This window comes from Kitasatospora sp. NPDC101447 (assembly GCF_044767225.1).
Classification (GTDB): Bacteria; Actinomycetota; Actinomycetes; order Streptomycetales; family Streptomycetaceae; genus Kitasatospora.
On record NZ_JBIWNL010000046.1, the window covers coordinates 1 to 16,942 of the forward strand.

General features: G+C 72.8%; 17 protein-coding genes. 5 read left to right on the forward strand and 12 right to left on the reverse strand.

Annotated features, from left to right (window positions below; genetic code table 11):
- The first annotated feature begins 189 nt into the window (after positions 1–189).
- Complete coding sequence (locus ACIRST_RS37350; RefSeq protein ID WP_350523587.1) at positions 190–411, forward strand: type II toxin-antitoxin system VapB family antitoxin; 222 nt, start codon at positions 190–192, stop codon at positions 409–411.
- Positions 408–818, forward strand: a complete 411-nt coding sequence (locus tag ACIRST_RS37355) for a PIN domain-containing protein (protein WP_402808286.1) — start codon at positions 408–410, stop codon at positions 816–818. The genes ACIRST_RS37350 and ACIRST_RS37355 overlap by 4 nt, the downstream gene beginning before the upstream one ends.
- 15 nt (positions 819–833) lie before the next feature.
- Here ACIRST_RS37355 and ACIRST_RS37360 read toward each other — a convergent pair whose 3' ends face one another.
- The 11 genes from ACIRST_RS37360 to ACIRST_RS37410 form a co-directional block, all read right to left on the reverse strand.
- Entirely contained in the window at positions 834–1,562 is a 729-nt protein-coding gene (locus tag ACIRST_RS37360; RefSeq protein ID WP_402808289.1) for a sirohydrochlorin chelatase, read from the reverse strand.
- 10 nt (positions 1,563–1,572) lie between these two features.
- Positions 1,573–2,517, reverse strand: a complete 945-nt coding sequence (locus tag ACIRST_RS37365; protein ID WP_402808292.1) for an ABC transporter permease — start codon at positions 2,515–2,517, stop codon at positions 1,573–1,575.
- Complete coding sequence (locus ACIRST_RS37370; protein WP_396553049.1) at positions 2,504–3,307, reverse strand: ABC transporter ATP-binding protein; 804 nt, start codon at positions 3,305–3,307, stop codon at positions 2,504–2,506. Before ACIRST_RS37370 ends, ACIRST_RS37365 begins: the two co-directional genes overlap by 14 nt.
- Before the next feature lie 163 nt (positions 3,308–3,470).
- Complete coding sequence (locus tag ACIRST_RS37375; RefSeq protein ID WP_402808295.1) at positions 3,471–4,631, reverse strand: aliphatic sulfonate ABC transporter substrate-binding protein; 1,161 nt, start codon at positions 4,629–4,631, stop codon at positions 3,471–3,473.
- Positions 4,632–4,875: 244 nt separating this feature from the next.
- The gene (locus tag ACIRST_RS37380; RefSeq protein WP_402808297.1) at positions 4,876–6,204 is read right to left on the reverse strand and encodes a sulfate adenylyltransferase subunit 1; all 1,329 of its coding nucleotides are present in this window, start codon (positions 6,202–6,204) and stop codon (positions 4,876–4,878) included.
- Positions 6,204–7,142, reverse strand: a complete 939-nt coding sequence (gene cysD, locus ACIRST_RS37385) for a sulfate adenylyltransferase subunit CysD (protein WP_350523594.1) — start codon at positions 7,140–7,142, stop codon at positions 6,204–6,206. The genes ACIRST_RS37380 and cysD overlap by 1 nt, the downstream gene beginning before the upstream one ends.
- The gene (gene cysC, locus ACIRST_RS37390; protein ID WP_350523635.1) at positions 7,139–7,720 is read right to left on the reverse strand and encodes an adenylyl-sulfate kinase; all 582 of its coding nucleotides are present in this window, start codon (positions 7,718–7,720) and stop codon (positions 7,139–7,141) included. The genes cysD and cysC overlap by 4 nt, the downstream gene beginning before the upstream one ends.
- 81 nt (positions 7,721–7,801) lie before the next feature.
- On the reverse strand, positions 7,802–8,503 hold the full coding sequence (locus ACIRST_RS37395; protein WP_402808300.1) for a phosphoadenylyl-sulfate reductase: 702 nt from the start codon (positions 8,501–8,503) through the stop codon (positions 7,802–7,804).
- Positions 8,484–8,666 (reverse strand): hypothetical protein, encoded by a 183-nt coding sequence (locus ACIRST_RS37400; RefSeq protein WP_350523596.1) that lies wholly within the window; start codon positions 8,664–8,666, stop codon positions 8,484–8,486. Before ACIRST_RS37400 ends, ACIRST_RS37395 begins: the two co-directional genes overlap by 20 nt.
- Before the next feature lie 73 nt (positions 8,667–8,739).
- The gene (locus ACIRST_RS37405) at positions 8,740–10,464 is read right to left on the reverse strand and encodes a nitrite/sulfite reductase (RefSeq protein WP_402808302.1); all 1,725 of its coding nucleotides are present in this window, start codon (positions 10,462–10,464) and stop codon (positions 8,740–8,742) included.
- 197 nt (positions 10,465–10,661) lie between these two features.
- Entirely contained in the window at positions 10,662–10,745 is an 84-nt protein-coding gene (locus tag ACIRST_RS37410) for a putative leader peptide (protein WP_318264789.1), read from the reverse strand.
- Between the two features lie 177 nt (positions 10,746–10,922).
- Here ACIRST_RS37410 and ACIRST_RS37415 point away from each other — a divergent pair, with 177 nt between their 5' ends.
- Positions 10,923–12,275 (forward strand): YihY/virulence factor BrkB family protein, encoded by a 1,353-nt coding sequence (locus ACIRST_RS37415; RefSeq protein WP_350523598.1) that lies wholly within the window; start codon positions 10,923–10,925, stop codon positions 12,273–12,275.
- Positions 12,276–12,448: 173 nt separating this feature from the next.
- Here ACIRST_RS37415 and ACIRST_RS37420 read toward each other — a convergent pair whose 3' ends face one another.
- A complete protein-coding gene (locus ACIRST_RS37420) occupies positions 12,449–14,149 on the reverse strand; it encodes an FtsW/RodA/SpoVE family cell cycle protein (RefSeq protein ID WP_402808304.1) in 1,701 nt (566 codons plus the stop codon).
- A 306-nt stretch (positions 14,150–14,455) separates the two neighbouring features.
- Here ACIRST_RS37420 and ACIRST_RS37425 point away from each other — a divergent pair, with 306 nt between their 5' ends.
- On the forward strand, positions 14,456–15,463 hold the full coding sequence (locus ACIRST_RS37425) for a cytochrome c oxidase assembly protein (RefSeq protein ID WP_350523600.1): 1,008 nt from the start codon (positions 14,456–14,458) through the stop codon (positions 15,461–15,463).
- Positions 15,464–15,810: 347 nt separating this feature from the next.
- Positions 15,811–16,908, forward strand: a complete 1,098-nt coding sequence (rsgA, locus tag ACIRST_RS37430; protein WP_350523636.1) for a ribosome small subunit-dependent GTPase A — start codon at positions 15,811–15,813, stop codon at positions 16,906–16,908.
- The last annotated feature ends 34 nt before the right edge of the window (positions 16,909–16,942 follow it).

Consider the following 16,942-nt stretch of genomic DNA (forward strand, 5'->3'; position numbering starts at 1 on the left):
CCCCCCCCCCCACCCCCCCCCCCCCCCCCCCCCCCCCCCCCCCCCCCCCCCCCCCCCCCCCCCCCCCCCCCCCCCCCCCCCCCCCCCCCCCCGCCGTCGGTTCGGCCTCGTTCCCTGCCCTCGCGGCGTGCGATGTTGGCGGAGTACAGTTCCATGTACATCACCAACATCGATCGCCGGAGGCTCCGCATGTCCGTGACCCAGATCGACATCGATGAAGAGGCGCTGGAGCGCGCGATGGCACTCGCTGGAGTGCGCACGAAGAAGGAGGCCGTCAACCTCGCGCTGCGCTTCTACGCCGAGCGACAGGAACGAGCGGCCCGCATCGGCAGGCACTTCGAGCGGGCCCGGAGCTGGGAGGCCGTCGAGCGCGCCGAGCGGCTGCACCGGACCGAGAAGGACGCTCGGTGATCTACCTGCTCGACACGTCCGGCTTGGTCCGGCTGCTCCGCGATCCGAACCTCCAGGCAGCTTGGTACGACGCGATCGACGCAGGGTCGATCGCGTCGTGCTACCCGCAGCGCGCCGAGTTCCTCTACACCGCGCGTGACGGCCGGGAGTACGACGAGATCTCCGAGATGTTCGCCGACCTGTACCCGGACGTCTCGGTGCCGAAGGGCGCGGGCCGCTGGATCGACACGGCACAGCGGAGGATGGCACTCGCCGGACAGCATCGCAGTGCCTCCGCAGTGGACCTCATGATCGCGGCAACGGCCGCGCACCACGGACTCACGGTCCTTCACGACGACGCGGACTACCGCACCGTGGCGCAGTTCGCATCCGACCTCAGCGAGCACAGCATCCTGGACCACGCGTGAGGGACGGCGCACCGCTCAGGCGATGAGCGCCGGGACGGCTGCCGCCGTGCGGCAGGCCTCGTCGTAGCGCTGCAGCAGGAGGGCGGCCAGCTCGGGGGCCGGGCCCAGGGTGTCGGCCACGACGTCGGCCCCGCCCGCCGCCGCCGCGATCCGGTCCGGCAGCAGGCCCGGGGCGAGCAGATAGGGGGCGACCGCGGTGCGCTCGGCGCCGGCGGCCCGGAGCGCGGCGAGCGCGTCGGGGACGCGCGGCCCGCCCGCCGAGGCGTAGGCGACCTCGACGCCCGCCCAGCCGCGGGTGCGCCGCCACTCGGCGGCCACCGCGCGGGTCGCGGCGTCCGCGGCCGGGTCGGAGGAGCCCGCCGCAGCCAGCACCACACCGGTACGGGCGCGGACGGCGGCCGAGCGCAGGTCCGGGCCCGCCTCGGCGAGGCGCCGGTCCAGCGCGGCGAGCAGCAACGGGGAGGGGCCGAGCACGTCCGCGACCGGCAGCCGCGAGCCGGCGGCGCGCAGGGCGGCGGGGATGTCGTGCTTGGCGTGGAACGCCCGGTTCAGCAGCAGCGGCACGGCCACCGCGTCCGCCAGCCGCTCCACCACCTGCGGGATCCGCGGCGCGCAGTGGTCCAGGTACGCGGTGGCGACCTCGACACCGGGCCGCTGCGCCCGCACCTCCCGGACGAGCGCGGCCACGGTCGCGGCGTGGCGCGGGTCGCGGCTGCCGTGGGCGATCAGGAGGAGGGCGGGCATCAGCGTCGCCTCACTTGCCGGTGCCCAGCAGGCCGCGGTTGCGCAGCACCCGGCGCTCGACCGGGGTGAACACCAGCAGCTCGATGGCGATGCCGACGAACAGGATCAGCACGATGCCGAGCAGCACCCCGGACATGTCGGAGAACTCGCGCTGGTCCTCCAGGAACCGGCCCAGGCCCCGGCCCAGGTCGGGGGAGGAGGCGACCAGTTCGGCGGCCATCAGCGAGCGCCAGGAGAACGCCCAGCCCTGCTTGAGCCCGGCCAGGTAGCCCGGCAGCGCGGCCGGGAACAGCACGTGCCGGGCACCCGCCAGCCCGGTGGCGCCGATGGTGCGCCCGGCCCGCAGGAACAGCGGCGGCACCTGGTCGATGCCGGCCACCAGCCCGTTGGCGATGGACGGGACGGCGCCCAGCAGGATCACCGCGTACATCATCGAGTCGTTGATGCCGAGCCAGATGACCGCGGCCGGCACCCAGGCGACCGAGGGCAGCGACTGCAGGCCCTGCAGCACCGGCCCGATCGCGGTGCGCACCGGCCGGACCCGGGCGACCACCAGCCCGATCGGGGTGCCGATCACCACGGCGAGCAGGAAGCCGGACAGGCCGCGCCAGACGCTGGTCCAGATGATCGAGAACAGCGTGCCCTGGTACCAGAGTTCCTGCGCGGAGTGCCACACGTCCGCCGGGCTGGGCAGCTTGTACGAGGAGGTGACGTGCAGGCTGTACGCCCCCTGCCACAGCGCGAGCACCACCAGCACGCCGATCAGCGGCGGCAGCGCCTTGGTCCGCAGCGCCTCGCCGAGCGAGCCGCGCTGCGCCGTGACGGCGTCGAGGGCGTCCAGGCCCGCGCCGACGTCGGCGGTGTCGGCGGTGTCGCCCGCGCCCTTCCGGGCCGCGCCGGTCGGGTCGGTCGGGTCGGTCTTCTCCAGGACGGGGGTGGTGTCAGTGCTGGCCATGGCGACGGATCTCCCCACGCAGTTCTTCGGTGATCTCGATGGACAGGTCGGCGACGCCCGCGGACTCGATGCGGCGCGGCTGCGGCAGGTCGATCCGCCACTCGCGGGCGACCCGGCCGGGGCGGGAGGAGAGCAGCACGACCCGCTGGGCCAGGCGCACCGCCTCGCGCACGTTGTGGGTGACGAAGAGGACGGACAGCTGCCGCTCGGCCCAGATCCGGGTGATCTCGTCGTGCAGCACGTCCCGGGTGATGGCGTCCAGCGCGGCGAACGGCTCGTCCATCAGCAGCACCTTGCTGCCCTGGGCGAGCGCCCGGGCCATCGCCACGCGCTGGCGCATGCCGCCGGACAGCTCGTGCACCCGCTTGCCGTACGCGCCCTTGAGGCGGACGAGTTCGAGCAGGCGCTCGGCCTCGGCTCGGCGCTCGGCGCGGGGCAGGCCGGCCAGTTTGAGGGCGAGTTCGATGTTCTTCCCGGCGGTGAGCCAGGGGAACAGCGCGTGCTCCTGGAACATCAGGGCGGGGCGGCCGCCGGGCACCTCGATGCTGCCGGCGCTGGGCTCGTCGAGGCCGGCGACCAGGTTGAGCAGGGTGGACTTGCCGCAGCCCGAGGCGCCGAGCAGGGTGACGAACTCGCCGGGCGCGACGTCGAGGGTGATGTCGTCGAGGACGTGGGTCCGGGCGCCGGGGCGGCCGAAGGACTTGTGCACGTGCGAGATGCGGACGGCGGGCGCGCCGCCGTGGGCGTCGGCGCCGGTGGCTTCCGCCGAGGTGGTCAGTGCCGGGGTCATCCGTGGCACCTCCTGCGTGAGTGGTCTGCGGTCTGCGGGCTGCGGGCTGCGGGTCGGGGCCGTGGCCCGGGCCCCGCCCGTCCCGGTGGGCATCGATCGGGGATCGACCGGGCGGGCGGGGGCCGGACCGCGGAGTCGGGGGCGAACGGCCTTTCCGGGAGCGCTACTTGGCGCCGAGCCCGGCGTCCGCCACGGCGGCCTGGCCCTGGGCGGCGAGGACCTTGTTCAGCAGGGTGAGGTCGTAGATGCCGTTCAGGTTGGGCTTCTTGAGGAGCCCGGCGGTGACGGCGTGGTCGGCCTCGGCCTGCAGGGTGTTCGCCAGCGGGTCGTCCAGGAAGTCGATGTCGGCCCAGGCCGGGTCAAGAATGGCCGGCTCCAGGGCGTTCCCGGCCTCCTTCTTGATCGCCTCGTTCGCGTCGGCCTTCGCCTTGTCGGGGCTGGCCTTGATGAAGGCGTTGGTCTTCACCGAGCCGCGCAGCACGGCCTCCACCACGTCCGGGTGCTCCTTGAGGAACTTCTGCGAGACGATGATGTTGGTGATCACGAACTTCTTGTCCGGCCAGACGTCCTTCTCGTTGAGCAGGACCTTCGCGCCGAGCGTGACCAGCTTGGAGGCGGTGGGCTCCGGCACCCAGGCGCCGTCCACGGAGCCGGACTTGTAGGCGTCCGGGGTGACCTTGTTGTCGGTGCGCACCACCGAGACGTCGCCCGCGCCGGACGCCGCGTCGACCTTGTAGCCCTTGCCTGCGAGGTAGTTGAGCAGTGCCACGTCCTGGGTGTTGCCCAGCTGCGGGGTGGCGATCTTCTTGCCCTTGAGGTCGTCCAGGGAGGAGACCTTGTCCGGGTTGACCACCAGCTTGACCCCGCCGGACGCCGAACCGCCGATGATCTTCAGCGACTTGCCGTCGGACTTGGTGTAGCCGTTGATCGCGGGGGAGGGGCCGATCCAGCCGATGTCGATCGAGCCCGCGTTGAGCGCCTCGATCTCGGCCGGGCCCGCGTTGAAGACCTGGGTCTTGATCTGGGTGGCGCCCAACTCCTTCTGGAAGATGCCCTCCTGGAGGCCGACCAGCGGGGTGCCGTGGGTGAGGTTGGCGAAGTAGCCGATCTTCACGCTGTCGGCGGAGAGCTTCGCGGCGGAGTCACCGGCGGTGGCCGCCGCGCCGGGCTTGGCGTCGGAGGACTTGTCGGCCTTGGAGCCGTAGCTGCAGGCCGACAGCAGGGCCACCGCGGTCAGGCCGGCCGCCGCGGCCGCCGCCGTGCGTCTGATCCGGCCGGCGTTCGGGCGGGCCGGGATATGGGAGGAGGACGGGTTCGGTGCCATGGTGAGTCCTGTTCACGGACGGACCGTCAGGAGGCGGTCCCGGGCGGGAAGTTCGGAAGGTGGTGCGCGCGGCAGCGGAGTGCCGGGGCAAGCCGGGCGGCTGTGGGGGAAGACAGCCCGGTGACAGGGCGTTCTCAGCCCTGTCGGCCCGCACATCGGGTCAGGCCGCCCTGGCCGCTGCCGAGGACGCCGCTGCCGATGCGGCCGCCTTCCTTGTCCATGCCCGAGAACGCCTCGCTGGGCATCAGACCCAGTCCTCCTCTTCGGGTGCGTCGGGTGCGTCGTCGCCGCGTACGGTCTCGAAGGCCTCGCCCGCCATGCCGGCGGTGAGGGTCGTCCCGTCCGCCGGGTCGATCAGCAGGAACGAGCCGGTGCGGCGGTTGGCGGAGTAGGTGTCCAGCGCCAGCGGCTCGGCGGTGCGCAGCCGCACGTGGCCGATGTCGTTGACGGTCAACCCCTCGGCGCCGCTGCGCCGTTCCAGGGTGTCGATGTCGATCCGGTAGGAGACCTCCTTGACCAGCGCGCGCACCGTGCGGGTGGTGTGCTTGAGCAGCACCTTGTCCCCGGCGCGCAGCGGCCGCTCGTTGAGGTGGCTGACGGTCGCCTCGATGTCCTTGGTCGGCGCGGGCGCCGGCCCGGCGGCGAGGAGGTCGCCGCGGGAGATGTCGAGGTCGTCGGTGAGCCGGACGGTGACGGACTGCGGGGCCCAGGCGATGTCGGTCTCCCGGCCGAGCGCGTCGATCCCGGCGACGGTGCTGGTCAGGCCGGACGGCAGGACGGTGACCGGGTCGCCGACGCGCAGCACGCCGGAGGCCAACTGGCCCGCGTAGCCGCGGTAGTCGGGGTGCTCCTCGGTCTGCGGGCGGATCACGTACTGGACGGGGAAGCGGGCCGGCTCGGCGCTCGGGTCGCTGCCGACCGGCACCGTCTCCAGGTGTTCGAGCAGGGTCGGGCCGCCGTACCAGTCCATGTGCGCGGACGGCTCGACGACGTTGTCCCCGGCGAGGGCCGAGATCGGCACCGCCAGCACGTCCTCGACGCCGAGCGAGGCCGCGTAGGCGGTGAACTCGGCGGCGATCGCGGCGAACACCGGCTCGGCGTAGCCGACCAGGTCCATCTTGTTGACGGCCAGCACCACGTGCGGCACCCGCAGCAGGGCGGCGACGGCGGCGTGCCGGCGGGTCTGCTCGACCACGCCGTTGCGGGCGTCGACCAGGACGACGGCGAGCTCGGCGGTGGAGGCGCCGGTGACCATGTTGCGGGTGTACTGCACGTGCCCCGGGGTGTCGGCCAGGATGAACCGCCGCCGGGGGGTGGCGAAGTAGCGGTAGGCGACGTCGATGGTGATGCCCTGCTCGCGCTCGGCACGCAGGCCGTCGGTGAGCAGCGCGAGGTCGGGCGCGTCCTGGCCGCGGCTGCGCGAGGCGTGCTCGACCGCCTCCAGCTGGTCGGCCAGCACCGACTTGGAGTCGTGCAGCAGGCGGCCGACCAGGGTGGACTTGCCGTCGTCCACGGATCCGGCGGTGGCGAAGCGCAGCAGCGAGGTGGCGGTGGTCTCGATGGTCGTGCTCATTAGAAGTACCCCTCGCGCTTGCGGTCTTCCATCGCGGCCTCGGACAGCTTGTCGTCGGCGCGGGTGGCGCCGCGCTCGGTGAGGCGGCTGGCGGCGATCTCGGCGATCACGGCCTGGATGGTGGTGGCGTCGGAGTCGACGGCCCCGGTGCAGGACATGTCGCCGACGGTGCGGTAGCGGATCAGCCGTCGCTGGACCGGCTCGCCGTCCTTGGGGCCGCCCCACTCGCCGGCGGTCAGCCACATGCCGCTGCGGGCGAAGACGTCGCGCTCGTGGGCGTAGTAGATCTCCGGGAGCTCGATGCCCTCGCGCTCGATGTACTGCCAGACGTCCAGCTCGGTCCAGTTGGACAGCGGGAACACCCGCACGTGCTCGCCGACCGCGTGCCGGCCGTTGTACAGCGACCACAGCTCGGGGCGCTGGCGGCGCGGGTCCCAGGCGCCGAACTCGTCGCGCAGTGAGAAGACGCGCTCCTTGGCGCGGGCCTTCTCCTCGTCGCGGCGGCCGCCGCCGAACACGGCGTCGAAGCGGTTCTGCTCGATGGCGTCCAGCAGCGGGACGGTCTGCAGCGGGTTGCGGGTGCCGTCCGGGCGCTCGCGCAGCACGCCGCGGTCGATGAAGTCCTGGACGTGGGCGACGTGCAGGCGCAGGTTGTGCTCGGCCACGACGCGGTCGCGGTAGGCGATGACCTCGGGGAAGTTGTGCCCGGTGTCGACGTGCAGCAGGGAGAAGGGCACCGGCGCGGGGTGGAAGGCCTTGAGCGCCAGGTGCAGCATGACGATGGAGTCCTTGCCGCCGGAGAAGAGGATCACCGGGCGCTCGAACTCCCCCGCGACCTCGCGGAAGATGTGCACCGACTCGGCCTCCAGCGCGTCCAGGTGGGACAGCGCGAAGGGGTTGTCCTCGGTGCGGACGAGACTGTCGGTCGCGGTGGTCATGCGAGTCCCCTCTCGGTCAGGAAGGCGTGCAGTTCGGCGGCGGAGTCGGCGACCTCGCGGCCCTGCGTCTGGATCCGCAACTCCGGTCGCTCCGGGGCTTCGTACGGGTCGTCCACACCGGTGAGACCGGAGATCTCGCCGGCCGCCTGCTTGGCGTACAGGCCCTTGACGTCGCGCTCGGCGCACAGCTCGACCGGGGTGGCGACGTGGATCTCCAGGAACGCGGTGCCGGCCGCGGCGTGCCGCTCGCGCACGGCGGCGCGGGAGTCGGCGAACGGGGCGATCACCGGGGCGAGCACCTTGACGCCGTTCGCGGCGAGCTTCTCGGCGACGAAGCCGATCCGGGTGACGTTGGTGTGCCGGTCCTCGCGGGAGAAGCCGAGGCCCTTGGAGAGGAACTCGCGGATCTCGTCGCCGTCCAGGACCTCGACCTTGTGGCCCTCGGCGCGCAGCCGCTCGGCGAGGGCGAAGGCGAGCGTGGTCTTGCCCGCGCTGGGCAGCCCGGTCAGCCACACGGTGGCGCCGCGCTCGCAGGGGGCGGCCGCGGGGGCCGCCTCTGCGGCTCCGTCGGCGGCCAGAGTGTCTGCTGTCACGGTTGCTTCCTTACGCGAGAATCGACAGTTTTTCGTCAGGGATGGATGCCGGGTGGATGCCGCTGGTCAGAGGTGGATGCCGCACTCGGTCTTGCCGGAGCCGGCCCAGCGGCCGGCCCGGGCGTCCTCGCCCTCGGCGGGCTTGCGGGTGCAGGACAGCGGCGAGCAGCCGACCGAGGTGTAGCCCTCCCACAGCAGCGGGTTGAGCAGCACGCCGTTCGCGGCGACGTAGGCGTCCACGTCCCCCTGCGTCCACCGGGCGATCGGAGCGATCTTGACCTTGCGGCGCTTCGGGTCCCAGGCGACCACCGGGGTGTTCGCCCGGGTCGGCGACTCGTCGCGGCGCAGCCCGGTGGCCCAGGCGTCGTAGCCGCCGAGGCCGCGGTTGAGCGGCTCGACCTTGCGCAGCGAGCAGCAGAGGTCCGGGTCGCGGTCGTGCAGGTTCGGCCCGTGCTCGGCGTCCTGCTCGGCCACGGTCCGCAGCGGGGTGAGCGTGATGACGTTGACCGGCATGGTCGCGGCCACCGCGTCCCGGGTGCCGATGGTCTCCGGGAAGTGGTAGCCGGTGTCCAGGAACACCACGTCCACGCCGGGGAGCACCGAGGAGGCGAGGTGGGCGACGACCGCGTCCTCCATGGAGGAGGTGACGCAGAACCGCTTGCCGAAGGTGTCGGCGGCCCACTGCAGGATCTCCTGCGGGGTCGCCTCCTCCAGCTCGCGGCCGGCTCGGACGGCTGCCGCCTCGTGGTCAGTCGCGGTGCTGCTCATGGGACGTCCCCCCGTGGTCGGTCGGTGCCAGCAGGCCGAGGAACTTCAGCTGGAAGGCGCGGCGGCAGGCGTGGCACTCCCAGGCGCCGTGCCCGGCCTCGGACGGGCGCAGGTCCTCGTCCCCGCAGTAGGGGCAGAAGAAGGGTGCGGCTCGCTCACTCATCGCCCACCTCGCTGCGCTCGGCGTCCGCTTCGCGAACGACGCCCTGCTCGATCGGTTTGCTCGCTACGCTCGCTCACGACAGCTGCTCCTCGCTCGCCCGGGCCGCCCACTGGGCGAAGCGCTCGCCGTCGGTGCGGTCGGCCTGGTAGCGGGTCAGCAGGCGTTCGACGTAGTCGGGCAGGCCGGCGCTGGTGACCTTGAGGCCGCGGACCTTGCGGCCGAAGCCGGCCTCCAGGCCGAGCGCGCCGCCCAGGTGCACCTGGTAGCCCTCGACCTGCTCGCCGTTCTCGTCGGTGACGAGCTGGCCCTTGAGGCCGATGTCGGCGACCTGGATGCGGGCGCAGGCGTTCGGGCAGCCGTTGATGTTGATGGTCAGCGGCTCGGCGAACTCCGGCAGGCGCTGCTCCAGTTCGTCGATGAGCGTGCGGCCGCGCTCCTTGGTCTCGACGATGGCGAGCTTGCAGAACTCGATGCCGGTGCAGGCCATCGTGCCGCGGCGGAACGGCGACGGGGTGACCCGCAGGTCGAGCGCCTCCAGGCCGGCGACCACCGACTCGACGTGCTCCTCGGCGATGTCGAGGATCAGCATCTTCTGCTCGGCGGTGGTGCGCAGCCGGTCGCTGCCGTGGGCGGCGGCGAGCTCGGCGACCTCGCCGAGCAGCTTGCCGTCGACCCGGCCGACGCGCGGCGCGAAGCCGATGTAGAACCTGCCGTCCTTCTGCTTGTGGACGCCGACGTGGTCGCGCCAGCGGGCGGCGGGCTCGGCGGGGGCGGGGCCGTCGACCAGCCGGTACTTGAGGTACTCGTCCTCCAGCACCCGGCGGAACTTCTCCACGCCCCAGTCGGCGACCAGGAACTTCAGCCGGGCGCGGTTGCGCAGGCGGCGGTAGCCGTAGTCGCGGAAGATGCCGATGACGCCGCCGTAGACGTCCGCCACCTCGTCCAGCGGCACCCAGGCGCCCAGCCGCACACCGAGCTTGGGGTTGGTGGACAGGCCGCCGCCGACCCACAGGTCGAAGCCCGGGCCGTGCTCGGGGTGGACGACGCCGACGAAGGCGACGTCGTTGATCTCGTGCGCGACGTCCAGCTGCGGGGAGCCGGAGACCGCGGACTTGAACTTGCGCGGCAGGTTGGAGAAGTCCTTGTTGCCGATGAAGCGGCGCTGGATCTCCTCGATGGCGGGCGTGCCGTCGATGATCTCGTCCTCGGCGACGCCGGCGACGGGGGAGCCGAGGATGACGCGCGGGGTGTCGCCGCAGGCCTCGGTGGTGGACAGGCCGACGGCCTCCAGCTTCTGCCAGATCGCGGGGACGTCCTCGATCCGGATCCAGTGGTACTGGATGTTCTGGCGGTCGGTCAGGTCGGCGGTGCCGCGCGCGTACTGCTCGGAGACCTCGGCGACCGCCCGCAGCTGGGCGACGGTCAGCCGGCCGCCGTCGATGCGGACCCGGAGCATGAAGTACTCGGCGTCCAGCTCGTGCGGGTCGAGGATCGCGGTCTTCCCGCCGTCGATGCCCTCCTTGCGCTGGGTGTAGAGGCCCCACCAGCGCATCCGGCCGCGCAGGTCGGCGGGGTCGATCGAGTCGAAGCCGCGGTGCGCGTAGATCGTCTCAATGCGTGTCCGCACATTGAGACCGTCGTCGTCCTTCTTGAACTGCTCGTTGGCGTTGAGGGGAGTGTGGTGGCCCATGCCCCACTGGCCCTCGCCGCGGTGGCGGGTCACCTTGCGGGCCGCGGCGGGGCGGCGCGCAGCGGGGCTGTCGGCCGTGGGCTCGACGGTCTCGGGGGAGGTGGCCATGGTGAAGTCCTTCGGGGCAGGTGGCGCTGGCGCCGGGTGGGTCGCGGGGCGTGCTCAGCCGTGCGGTGCTGCTCTGACCTGCGGGTTTATCAAGGCCGGGAAGACAGTGACCGAGGCGGGCGGGCGCCTGCGCATCCGCTGCAGCGGGGATGGCGGGAACGGGTGGCGCCGGGTGCGGTGGTGCGGCGGGGGTGGGCTCAGGTCACCGGACAGATGGCGCTGGACACGCGAAGGAGATCGACGTGGAGTCGACCTACCAGGGTGGTTCCGGCGCTAGACATGGCAAGAGATTCGCACGGCGCATGACTCGCGGTCCACTAACATCCAAATGGTGGACGCTGAGGTTTCGTCATATGGGACGGTTGGAGGTTCCCGCCGCTCGCGGCCCGGTGTCCGCCCCGGCGCCCGCACCCCGGGGGAGATCAACCGGAGCGCCCCGGCCCGATACCGTTAGGCCTGTGCAAGCAGCAGGCGATACGAGCAGACCGAACCCCGAGTCGCGGCCCTCCCGGCGCCGGGGCAAGGGATCCCGGCGCGCGGCCAAACAGGCCACCTGGCGCCGCACCGCGTGGGAGCTGGTCAGGGACACCACCAACACCTGCGTCGAGTACCGGGTCACCGGCCTCGCCGCGGAGGCGGCCTTCTTCACCCTGCTGTCGATCCCACCGCTGCTGCTCGGCCTCGCCGCCACCCTCGGCTACCTCGACGAGTTCCTCGGCGCGGGCACGATCGACCGGCTCAAGCACGACATCGTCTCGGCCTCCGGGACGGTGCTGTCGGACTCCTCGGTCAACGAGGTCGTCAAACCGCTGCTCAGCCAGGTCTTCGACCACACCCGGCCGGACCTCATCTCGATCGGCTTCCTGCTGTCGCTGTGGTCCGGCTCCAGGGCCCTCTACATCTTCATCGACACCATCACCGTCATGTACGGGCTCGACGGCAAGCGGGGCATCGTCAAGACCCGGCTGATGTCCCTCGGCCTCTACCTCGGCGCGCTGGTGATCGGCTCCCTGGTGCTGCCGCTGCTGATGGCCGGGCCCGGACTGGTGGAGAACGCCGTGCCCGGGGTCGCCGGGCTGGTCGGCGCCGCGTACTGGCCGGTCGCGATCGTGCTGCTGATCGTCTCGCTCACCACCCTGTACCACCTGGCCGTCCCGGTCTCGACGCCGTGGCGCGAGGACATCCCCGGCGCCCTGGTCGCCCTGGTGGTGCTGGTCTTCTGCAGCGTCGGCCTGCGGCTCTACCTGGTCAGCTCGGTCGAGGGCCCCTCGGTGTACGGCTCGCTGGCGGCGCCGGTCGCCGTGCTGCTGTGGATCTTCGTGGTGGCCCTCGCGGTGCTCATCGGCGCCGCCATGAACGCCGCGATAGACCGGCGCTGGCCCACCCTGGAGACCGCCGACGCCCGCGCCGAGAACGAGCGGGCCCACGAGGAGGCGGCCGCCGCGGTGGTCCGCGAGGTCGCCGCCCGGCGGGCCGTCGAACGGGCCCGGCGCGCCCGCGAACTCGGGCTCGCCGAGGGCGCCGAGGAGGAGTGGGGCGAGGACGAGGGCGATGACGTCGACGTGCCCTCCGAGTACCCGGAGCGGTGGGCCGACGTGCTGGCCGCCGACAACGTGCGCGGCCGGCTCACCGCCCGCGGCGGGCCGCACCACCGGCCCGCCCCGCCGCCGCCGGACAGCGACCGGCCGTCCGGGCCGCCACCGGCGCCGGGGGCCGGGCCGTCCGGGCCGCCGGAACCCCTCGGACCGCCGGGGCAGCAGGTGCCGGGGTACCCGCCCCGGCCGCCGCGGCCGCCGTGGGAGCAGCGGTAGGCGGGGGCGGGCCGCGGCGTACGGGTGCGATGACGGACTGACGGACAGGGCCTCTCCCGCGGGTGCGGGGGAGGCCCTGTGGCGTGTCCGGGGTTCGCCGCTCCGTGGGGGGCGTCGGGCGTGGGTCCGTCGGTCCGCAGGCCGGTCGGTCGGTCCGCGGGCCGGTCGGTCGGTCAGGTGGTGGGGTTCCGGGCGTCGCCGTACTGCGGTGCGGCGGGGGTGTGGCCGTACCGGGGGCGCAGCTCGGTCCGCGCGGCGGAGGGGTCGGCGCCGCCCGGTGTGCCGGACCGCGGGTCGGTCGGGCCCGCGGCTGCCGGGTTCGGGGCTGCGTGGGTCGGGGCCCCCGGGTTCGGGGCGGCCGGGTTCGGGGTCGCCGGGGTGGGCGTCGGGCCCGCGGGCGTCCGGTCACGGGGCGTCCGGTCCGGGGACGTCCGGTTCGGGGCGGACGGGGCGGCCGCCGCCGGCGCCGCCTGGGCCGGGAGCGGCTCGGGGGAGGGCTGGGCCGGTTCCAGGGCGGTGCGCCCGGAGGAGTCGCTCAGCTTGATCAGCAGTGCGATCATCAGCCAGTTCGCCAGCAGGGAGGAACCGCCGGCGGCCAGGAAGGGCAGCGCCTTGCCGGTCAGCGGGACCAGCCCGCTCACCCCGCCGACGACCACGAAGATCTGCAGCGCCAGCGCCGCCGACAGGCCGGTGGCCAGCAGCTTGCCGAACGGGTCGGTCAGGCCGACCGCGGTGCGCAGTCCCCGCTGGATCAGCAGCACGTACACCAGCAGGATCGCCGTCACCCCGGCCAGGCCCAGCTCCTCGCCGATGGTGGTGAAGATGAAGTCGCTGCGCCCGGCGAAGCCGATCAGCCAGGGCCGGCCCGAGCCCAGGCCCGTCCCGGTCAGGTGCCCGGTGCCCAGGCTGAACAGGGCCTCGGCGGGCTGCTCGGAGATCGCCTTGTCGTGCACCGGCTTGTAGTAGTCGAGCGGGTGCAGCCAGGCCTCGACGCGGCCGTGCACGTGCGGCTCCACCGTGCCGACCACCGCCGCGCCGCCGACCGCCATCAGCAGGCCGAGTACCACCCAGCTGGTGCGCTCGGTCGCCACGTACAGCATCACGATGAAGACGCCGAAGAAGATCAGCGAGGTGCCCAGGTCACGCTCGAAGATCAGCACCAGCAGGCTGACCACCCAGATCGCCAGCACCGGCCCGGCGTGCCGGCCGCGCGGCAGGGTCAGCCCCCAGATCTTGCGGCCGGCCAGCGCGAGCGCGTCCCGGGAGGCCATCAGGTAGCCCGCGAAGAAGATCGTGATCGCGACCTTCACGAACTCGTCCGGCTCGAAGGAGAGCCCGAACAGCCGGATCCAGCGCTTGGCGCCGAAGCTGTCGCTGGGCGAGGCCACCGGCGCCGCGAGCAGGATCAGCGCCCCCGCCATCAGCAGGTAGACGTAGCGCTGGAAGAACCGGTGGTGCTTGACCAGCACGATCAGCGCGATCGCCACCGCCACCGAGATGAACACCCACATCAGCTGGGAGGGCGCGGCCGGGAGCTTCTGGTAGTCGCCCTTGGCGCTGTGCGCGGCCTTGTAGCTGATGTCCAGCCGGTCCAGCAGCACCAGGCCGAAGCCGGTCAGGAAGACCCCCAACGGCAGGATCAGCGGGTCCGCGTACGGTGCGAACCGGCGCACCGCCAGGTGCGCCGCCCCGGCGAGCGCCCCCAGTGACAGGCCGTGCACCAGCAGTCCGGGCGGCAACGAGCCAGTCAGTGCCAGATCGGCCTCGACATGTCCCGCCAGACAGACGGCCACCGCGAGCGCCAGCAGGCCCAGCTCGATGTTGCGGTGGCGCGCGGCCAGCCGGCGGCCCTCGCCGCGTGCAGTGCTTCGCACCTCTTGTCGTCCCCTTGTCACCCACGTGGCGGGTCTCGCCGACCGGCATCCTGCCAGACGTTTGTGTCGTGGCCGCGGTTGCGAGCGGAGGGGTTCCACGGGCAGAACTTTGCCTGGGCAAAGCTTTGTTGGGGATCGGTAAAGCTTTCCTCAGGGGCGGGTATAGAGGAGGGCCCCGCGTGCGGCGGGCCGGTCGCGCGGGGACATCATGGCCGGGCGTCGCGGCGTCCGCCGCGGGGCCCGACGGTGACGGTGCGGACGGCTCGCCGCCTCGGTGGCTGCGGGTACGAGCGAGGTGGCGGACGGATGAACGGCGCGGTGGACGGCGCGGTCTCCGTACTCGCCTACGACGGGCCGCCGCCGTGGCAGTGGTCCGACCTGGTCACCTCCTGGACGGCCGAGCCGCTGGTGCTCACCCTCTCGGTGCTGCTCGGCGCCTGGTACCTGGTCGCGGCGCGCGCCGTCCACCGGTCCGGCGGCGAGCGCTGGAGGCCCAGCCGCACCGCCGCGTTCCTCGGCGGACTGCTGCTGTGGATCTGGTGCACCTGCTCCGGCCTCGGCGTCTACGACCGGATCCTCTTCACCGACCGGGCCGTGCAGGTCGTGCTGCTGCTCATGGTCGTCCCGCTGCTGCTCGCGCTCGGCGCGCCCGTCTCGCTGCTGGTCGGGTCCGCGCCGCCGGCCCGGCGGGAGCGGATCCTGCGGGTGCTGCGCAGCCGCCCGTCCAAGGTGCTGATGTTCCCGGCGGTCTCCACCGCCCTGCTGATGGCGCCGCCGTGGCTGCTCTACTTCACGCCCTGGTACGAGGAGTCGGTGTCCAGCGCGTCCGGGAACGTGCTGCTGCACCTGGCGCTGGTGCTGCTCGGGCTCGCCTACTTCTGGCCGCGGCTGCAGATCGACCCGGTCGGGCACGAGTACCCGCACCTGGTCGGGCTGTTCATCACCTTCGCGGAGGTGATCTTCGACGCGGGGCTCGGGATCGTGCTGATCTACGGCGGCCACCTCGTCGCCGAGCACTACTACGTGGCGCTCGGGCGCCCGTGGGGGCCGACCCCGGCCCAGGACCAGACCTGGGGCGGCAACGCGTTCTGGGTGCTGGGGGACCTGGTCGGGCTGCCGTTCCTGGCCGCGCTGGTGCGGCGGATGGTGGTGCAGGGACGGGAGGAGATCCGGGCCGTGGACGCCGAGCTGGACGCGCGCTTCGAGGCGGCGGCCGAGGAGGCGCGGGCGGCGGGGCGGCCGGAGGAGGACGAGACGGGGATGCGGCCGTGGTGGCTGGACGACCCGAACCTCAAGCACCGGTACGGGGGGTAGCCGGCGTTCCTCCCGGAAGGCTTCGAGGCCTGCCGCGGAGCGTTTCCGCAGGTCAAAAATGGGTTGGCGAGGCCGGGCCGCTTCGCTAGCGTGTGACGTGTCCGGTTCGGGGGCCATTGGGCCGCCCGAGGAGTAGAGAGCAGGAGGTGAACCCCCGTGGTCGTTGTCGCCCCGATAGCTGCCCAGGGCAGCACTCGCGTTCACCTCCTTTTCCCGGCCGCCGGCTGAGCCCTTCGCGCCAGCCGTAGCCCGCCGGGACGTTCTCCTCCCGAAGGGCCACTGCGTTGATCAACGCTGCCTCCGTTCCGTCGTTTTCTCTCTCCACCTCTTCTTCTTTTTCTTCCTCCCTGCCCGACGCAGGCTCCGCGTCCACGGGCTCCGCCCTGGCCGGCTACGGCTGGACGTCCGAGCTCGCGGAACTGTTCGAACCGCTGGGCGAGGCCGGGCTGCTCCCGGCCCGGATCGTCCGGGTCGACCGCGGCCAGTGCGACGCCGTGATCGCCGACCCGGAGACGGGCGAGCCGCGCACCGTCCGGTTCGACACCCGGCCGGTCGGTGACGCCGACATGATCAACTGCCCGTGCACGGGCGACTGGGCGGCCGTGGACCTCCACGCCCGGCCGATGGCGGCCGTCGTCGCGCTGCTGCCGCGCTCCACCGCGATCATCCGCAAGGTGGCCGGCAAGCGCTCCGACGGCCAGGTGCTGGCGGCCAACGTCGACACCGTCCTGATCGCCTCCTCCCTCGCGACCGATCCCGACCTCGGGCGGATCGAGCGCTTCCTCGCCCTCGCCTGGGAGTCCGGCGCCGAACCGCTGGTCGTCCTCACCAAGGCCGACCTGGTGGACGACGCCGACTTCATCCGGTCCGACGTCGAGGCGGTCGCGCCCGGGGTCACGGTGCTCGTGGTGAGCGCCGAGACCGGGGACGGCATGGACGTGCTGCGCGCCTGCACCCCCGGCACCACCGCGGTGATCGGCCAGTCCGGCGTCGGCAAGTCCACGCTCACCAACGCGCTGGCCGGCGCCGACGTGATGACCGTCCAGGATGCCCGCGAGGTCGACCAGAAGGGTCGGCACACCACGACCACCCGCGAGCTGATCCCGCTGCCCGGCGGCGGCGTGCTGATCGACACCCCCGGGCTGCGCGAGGTCGGCCTCTACGGTGGCGAGGGCGTGGACCTGGCCTTCGCCGACATAGCGGAGCTGGCCGAGGAGTGCCGCTTCCACGACTGCGGTCACCACACCGAGCCGGGCTGCGCGGTGCAGGAGGCGTTGGCCGACGGCACCCTCCCGCAGCGCCGGATGGACAGCTACCTCAAGCTCCAGCGCGAGAACGAGTGGATCGCCTCGCGTTCGGACGCCCGGGTGGCCAAGGCCCGGCTGCAGAAGTGGAAGGCGATCACCAAGTCGATGCGTGCCGCGGGAGGGCCGGTGAAGCGCTGACCAGTCGGCGTCGGCGTCGGCCGGCCACCGTCGC

Coding starts and splice junctions, on each gene's coding strand:
- ACIRST_RS37365 (WP_402808292.1), bottom strand. CDS start 2,517: ATGGCCAGCACTGACACCACCCCCGTCCTGGAGAAGACCGACCCGACC.
- ACIRST_RS37375 (WP_402808295.1), bottom strand. CDS start 4,631: ATGGCACCGAACCCGTCCTCCTCCCATATCCCGGCCCGCCCGAACGCC.
- ACIRST_RS37405 (WP_402808302.1), bottom strand. CDS start 10,464: ATGGCCACCTCCCCCGAGACCGTCGAGCCCACGGCCGACAGCCCCGCT.
- ACIRST_RS37360 (WP_402808289.1), bottom strand. CDS start 1,562: ATGCCCGCCCTCCTCCTGATCGCCCACGGCAGCCGCGACCCGCGCCAC.
- ACIRST_RS37425 (WP_350523600.1), top strand. CDS start 14,456: ATGAACGGCGCGGTGGACGGCGCGGTCTCCGTACTCGCCTACGACGGG.
- ACIRST_RS37350 (WP_350523587.1), top strand. CDS start 190: ATGTCCGTGACCCAGATCGACATCGATGAAGAGGCGCTGGAGCGCGCG.
- cysD (WP_350523594.1), bottom strand. CDS start 7,142: ATGACCACCGCGACCGACAGTCTCGTCCGCACCGAGGACAACCCCTTC.
- ACIRST_RS37410 (WP_318264789.1), bottom strand. CDS start 10,745: ATGTCTAGCGCCGGAACCACCCTGGTAGGTCGACTCCACGTCGATCTC.
- ACIRST_RS37400 (WP_350523596.1), bottom strand. CDS start 8,666: ATGAGTGAGCGAGCCGCACCCTTCTTCTGCCCCTACTGCGGGGACGAG.
- ACIRST_RS37380 (WP_402808297.1), bottom strand. CDS start 6,204: ATGAGCACGACCATCGAGACCACCGCCACCTCGCTGCTGCGCTTCGCC.
- ACIRST_RS37395 (WP_402808300.1), bottom strand. CDS start 8,503: ATGAGCAGCACCGCGACTGACCACGAGGCGGCAGCCGTCCGAGCCGGC.
- ACIRST_RS37370 (WP_396553049.1), bottom strand. CDS start 3,307: ATGACCCCGGCACTGACCACCTCGGCGGAAGCCACCGGCGCCGACGCC.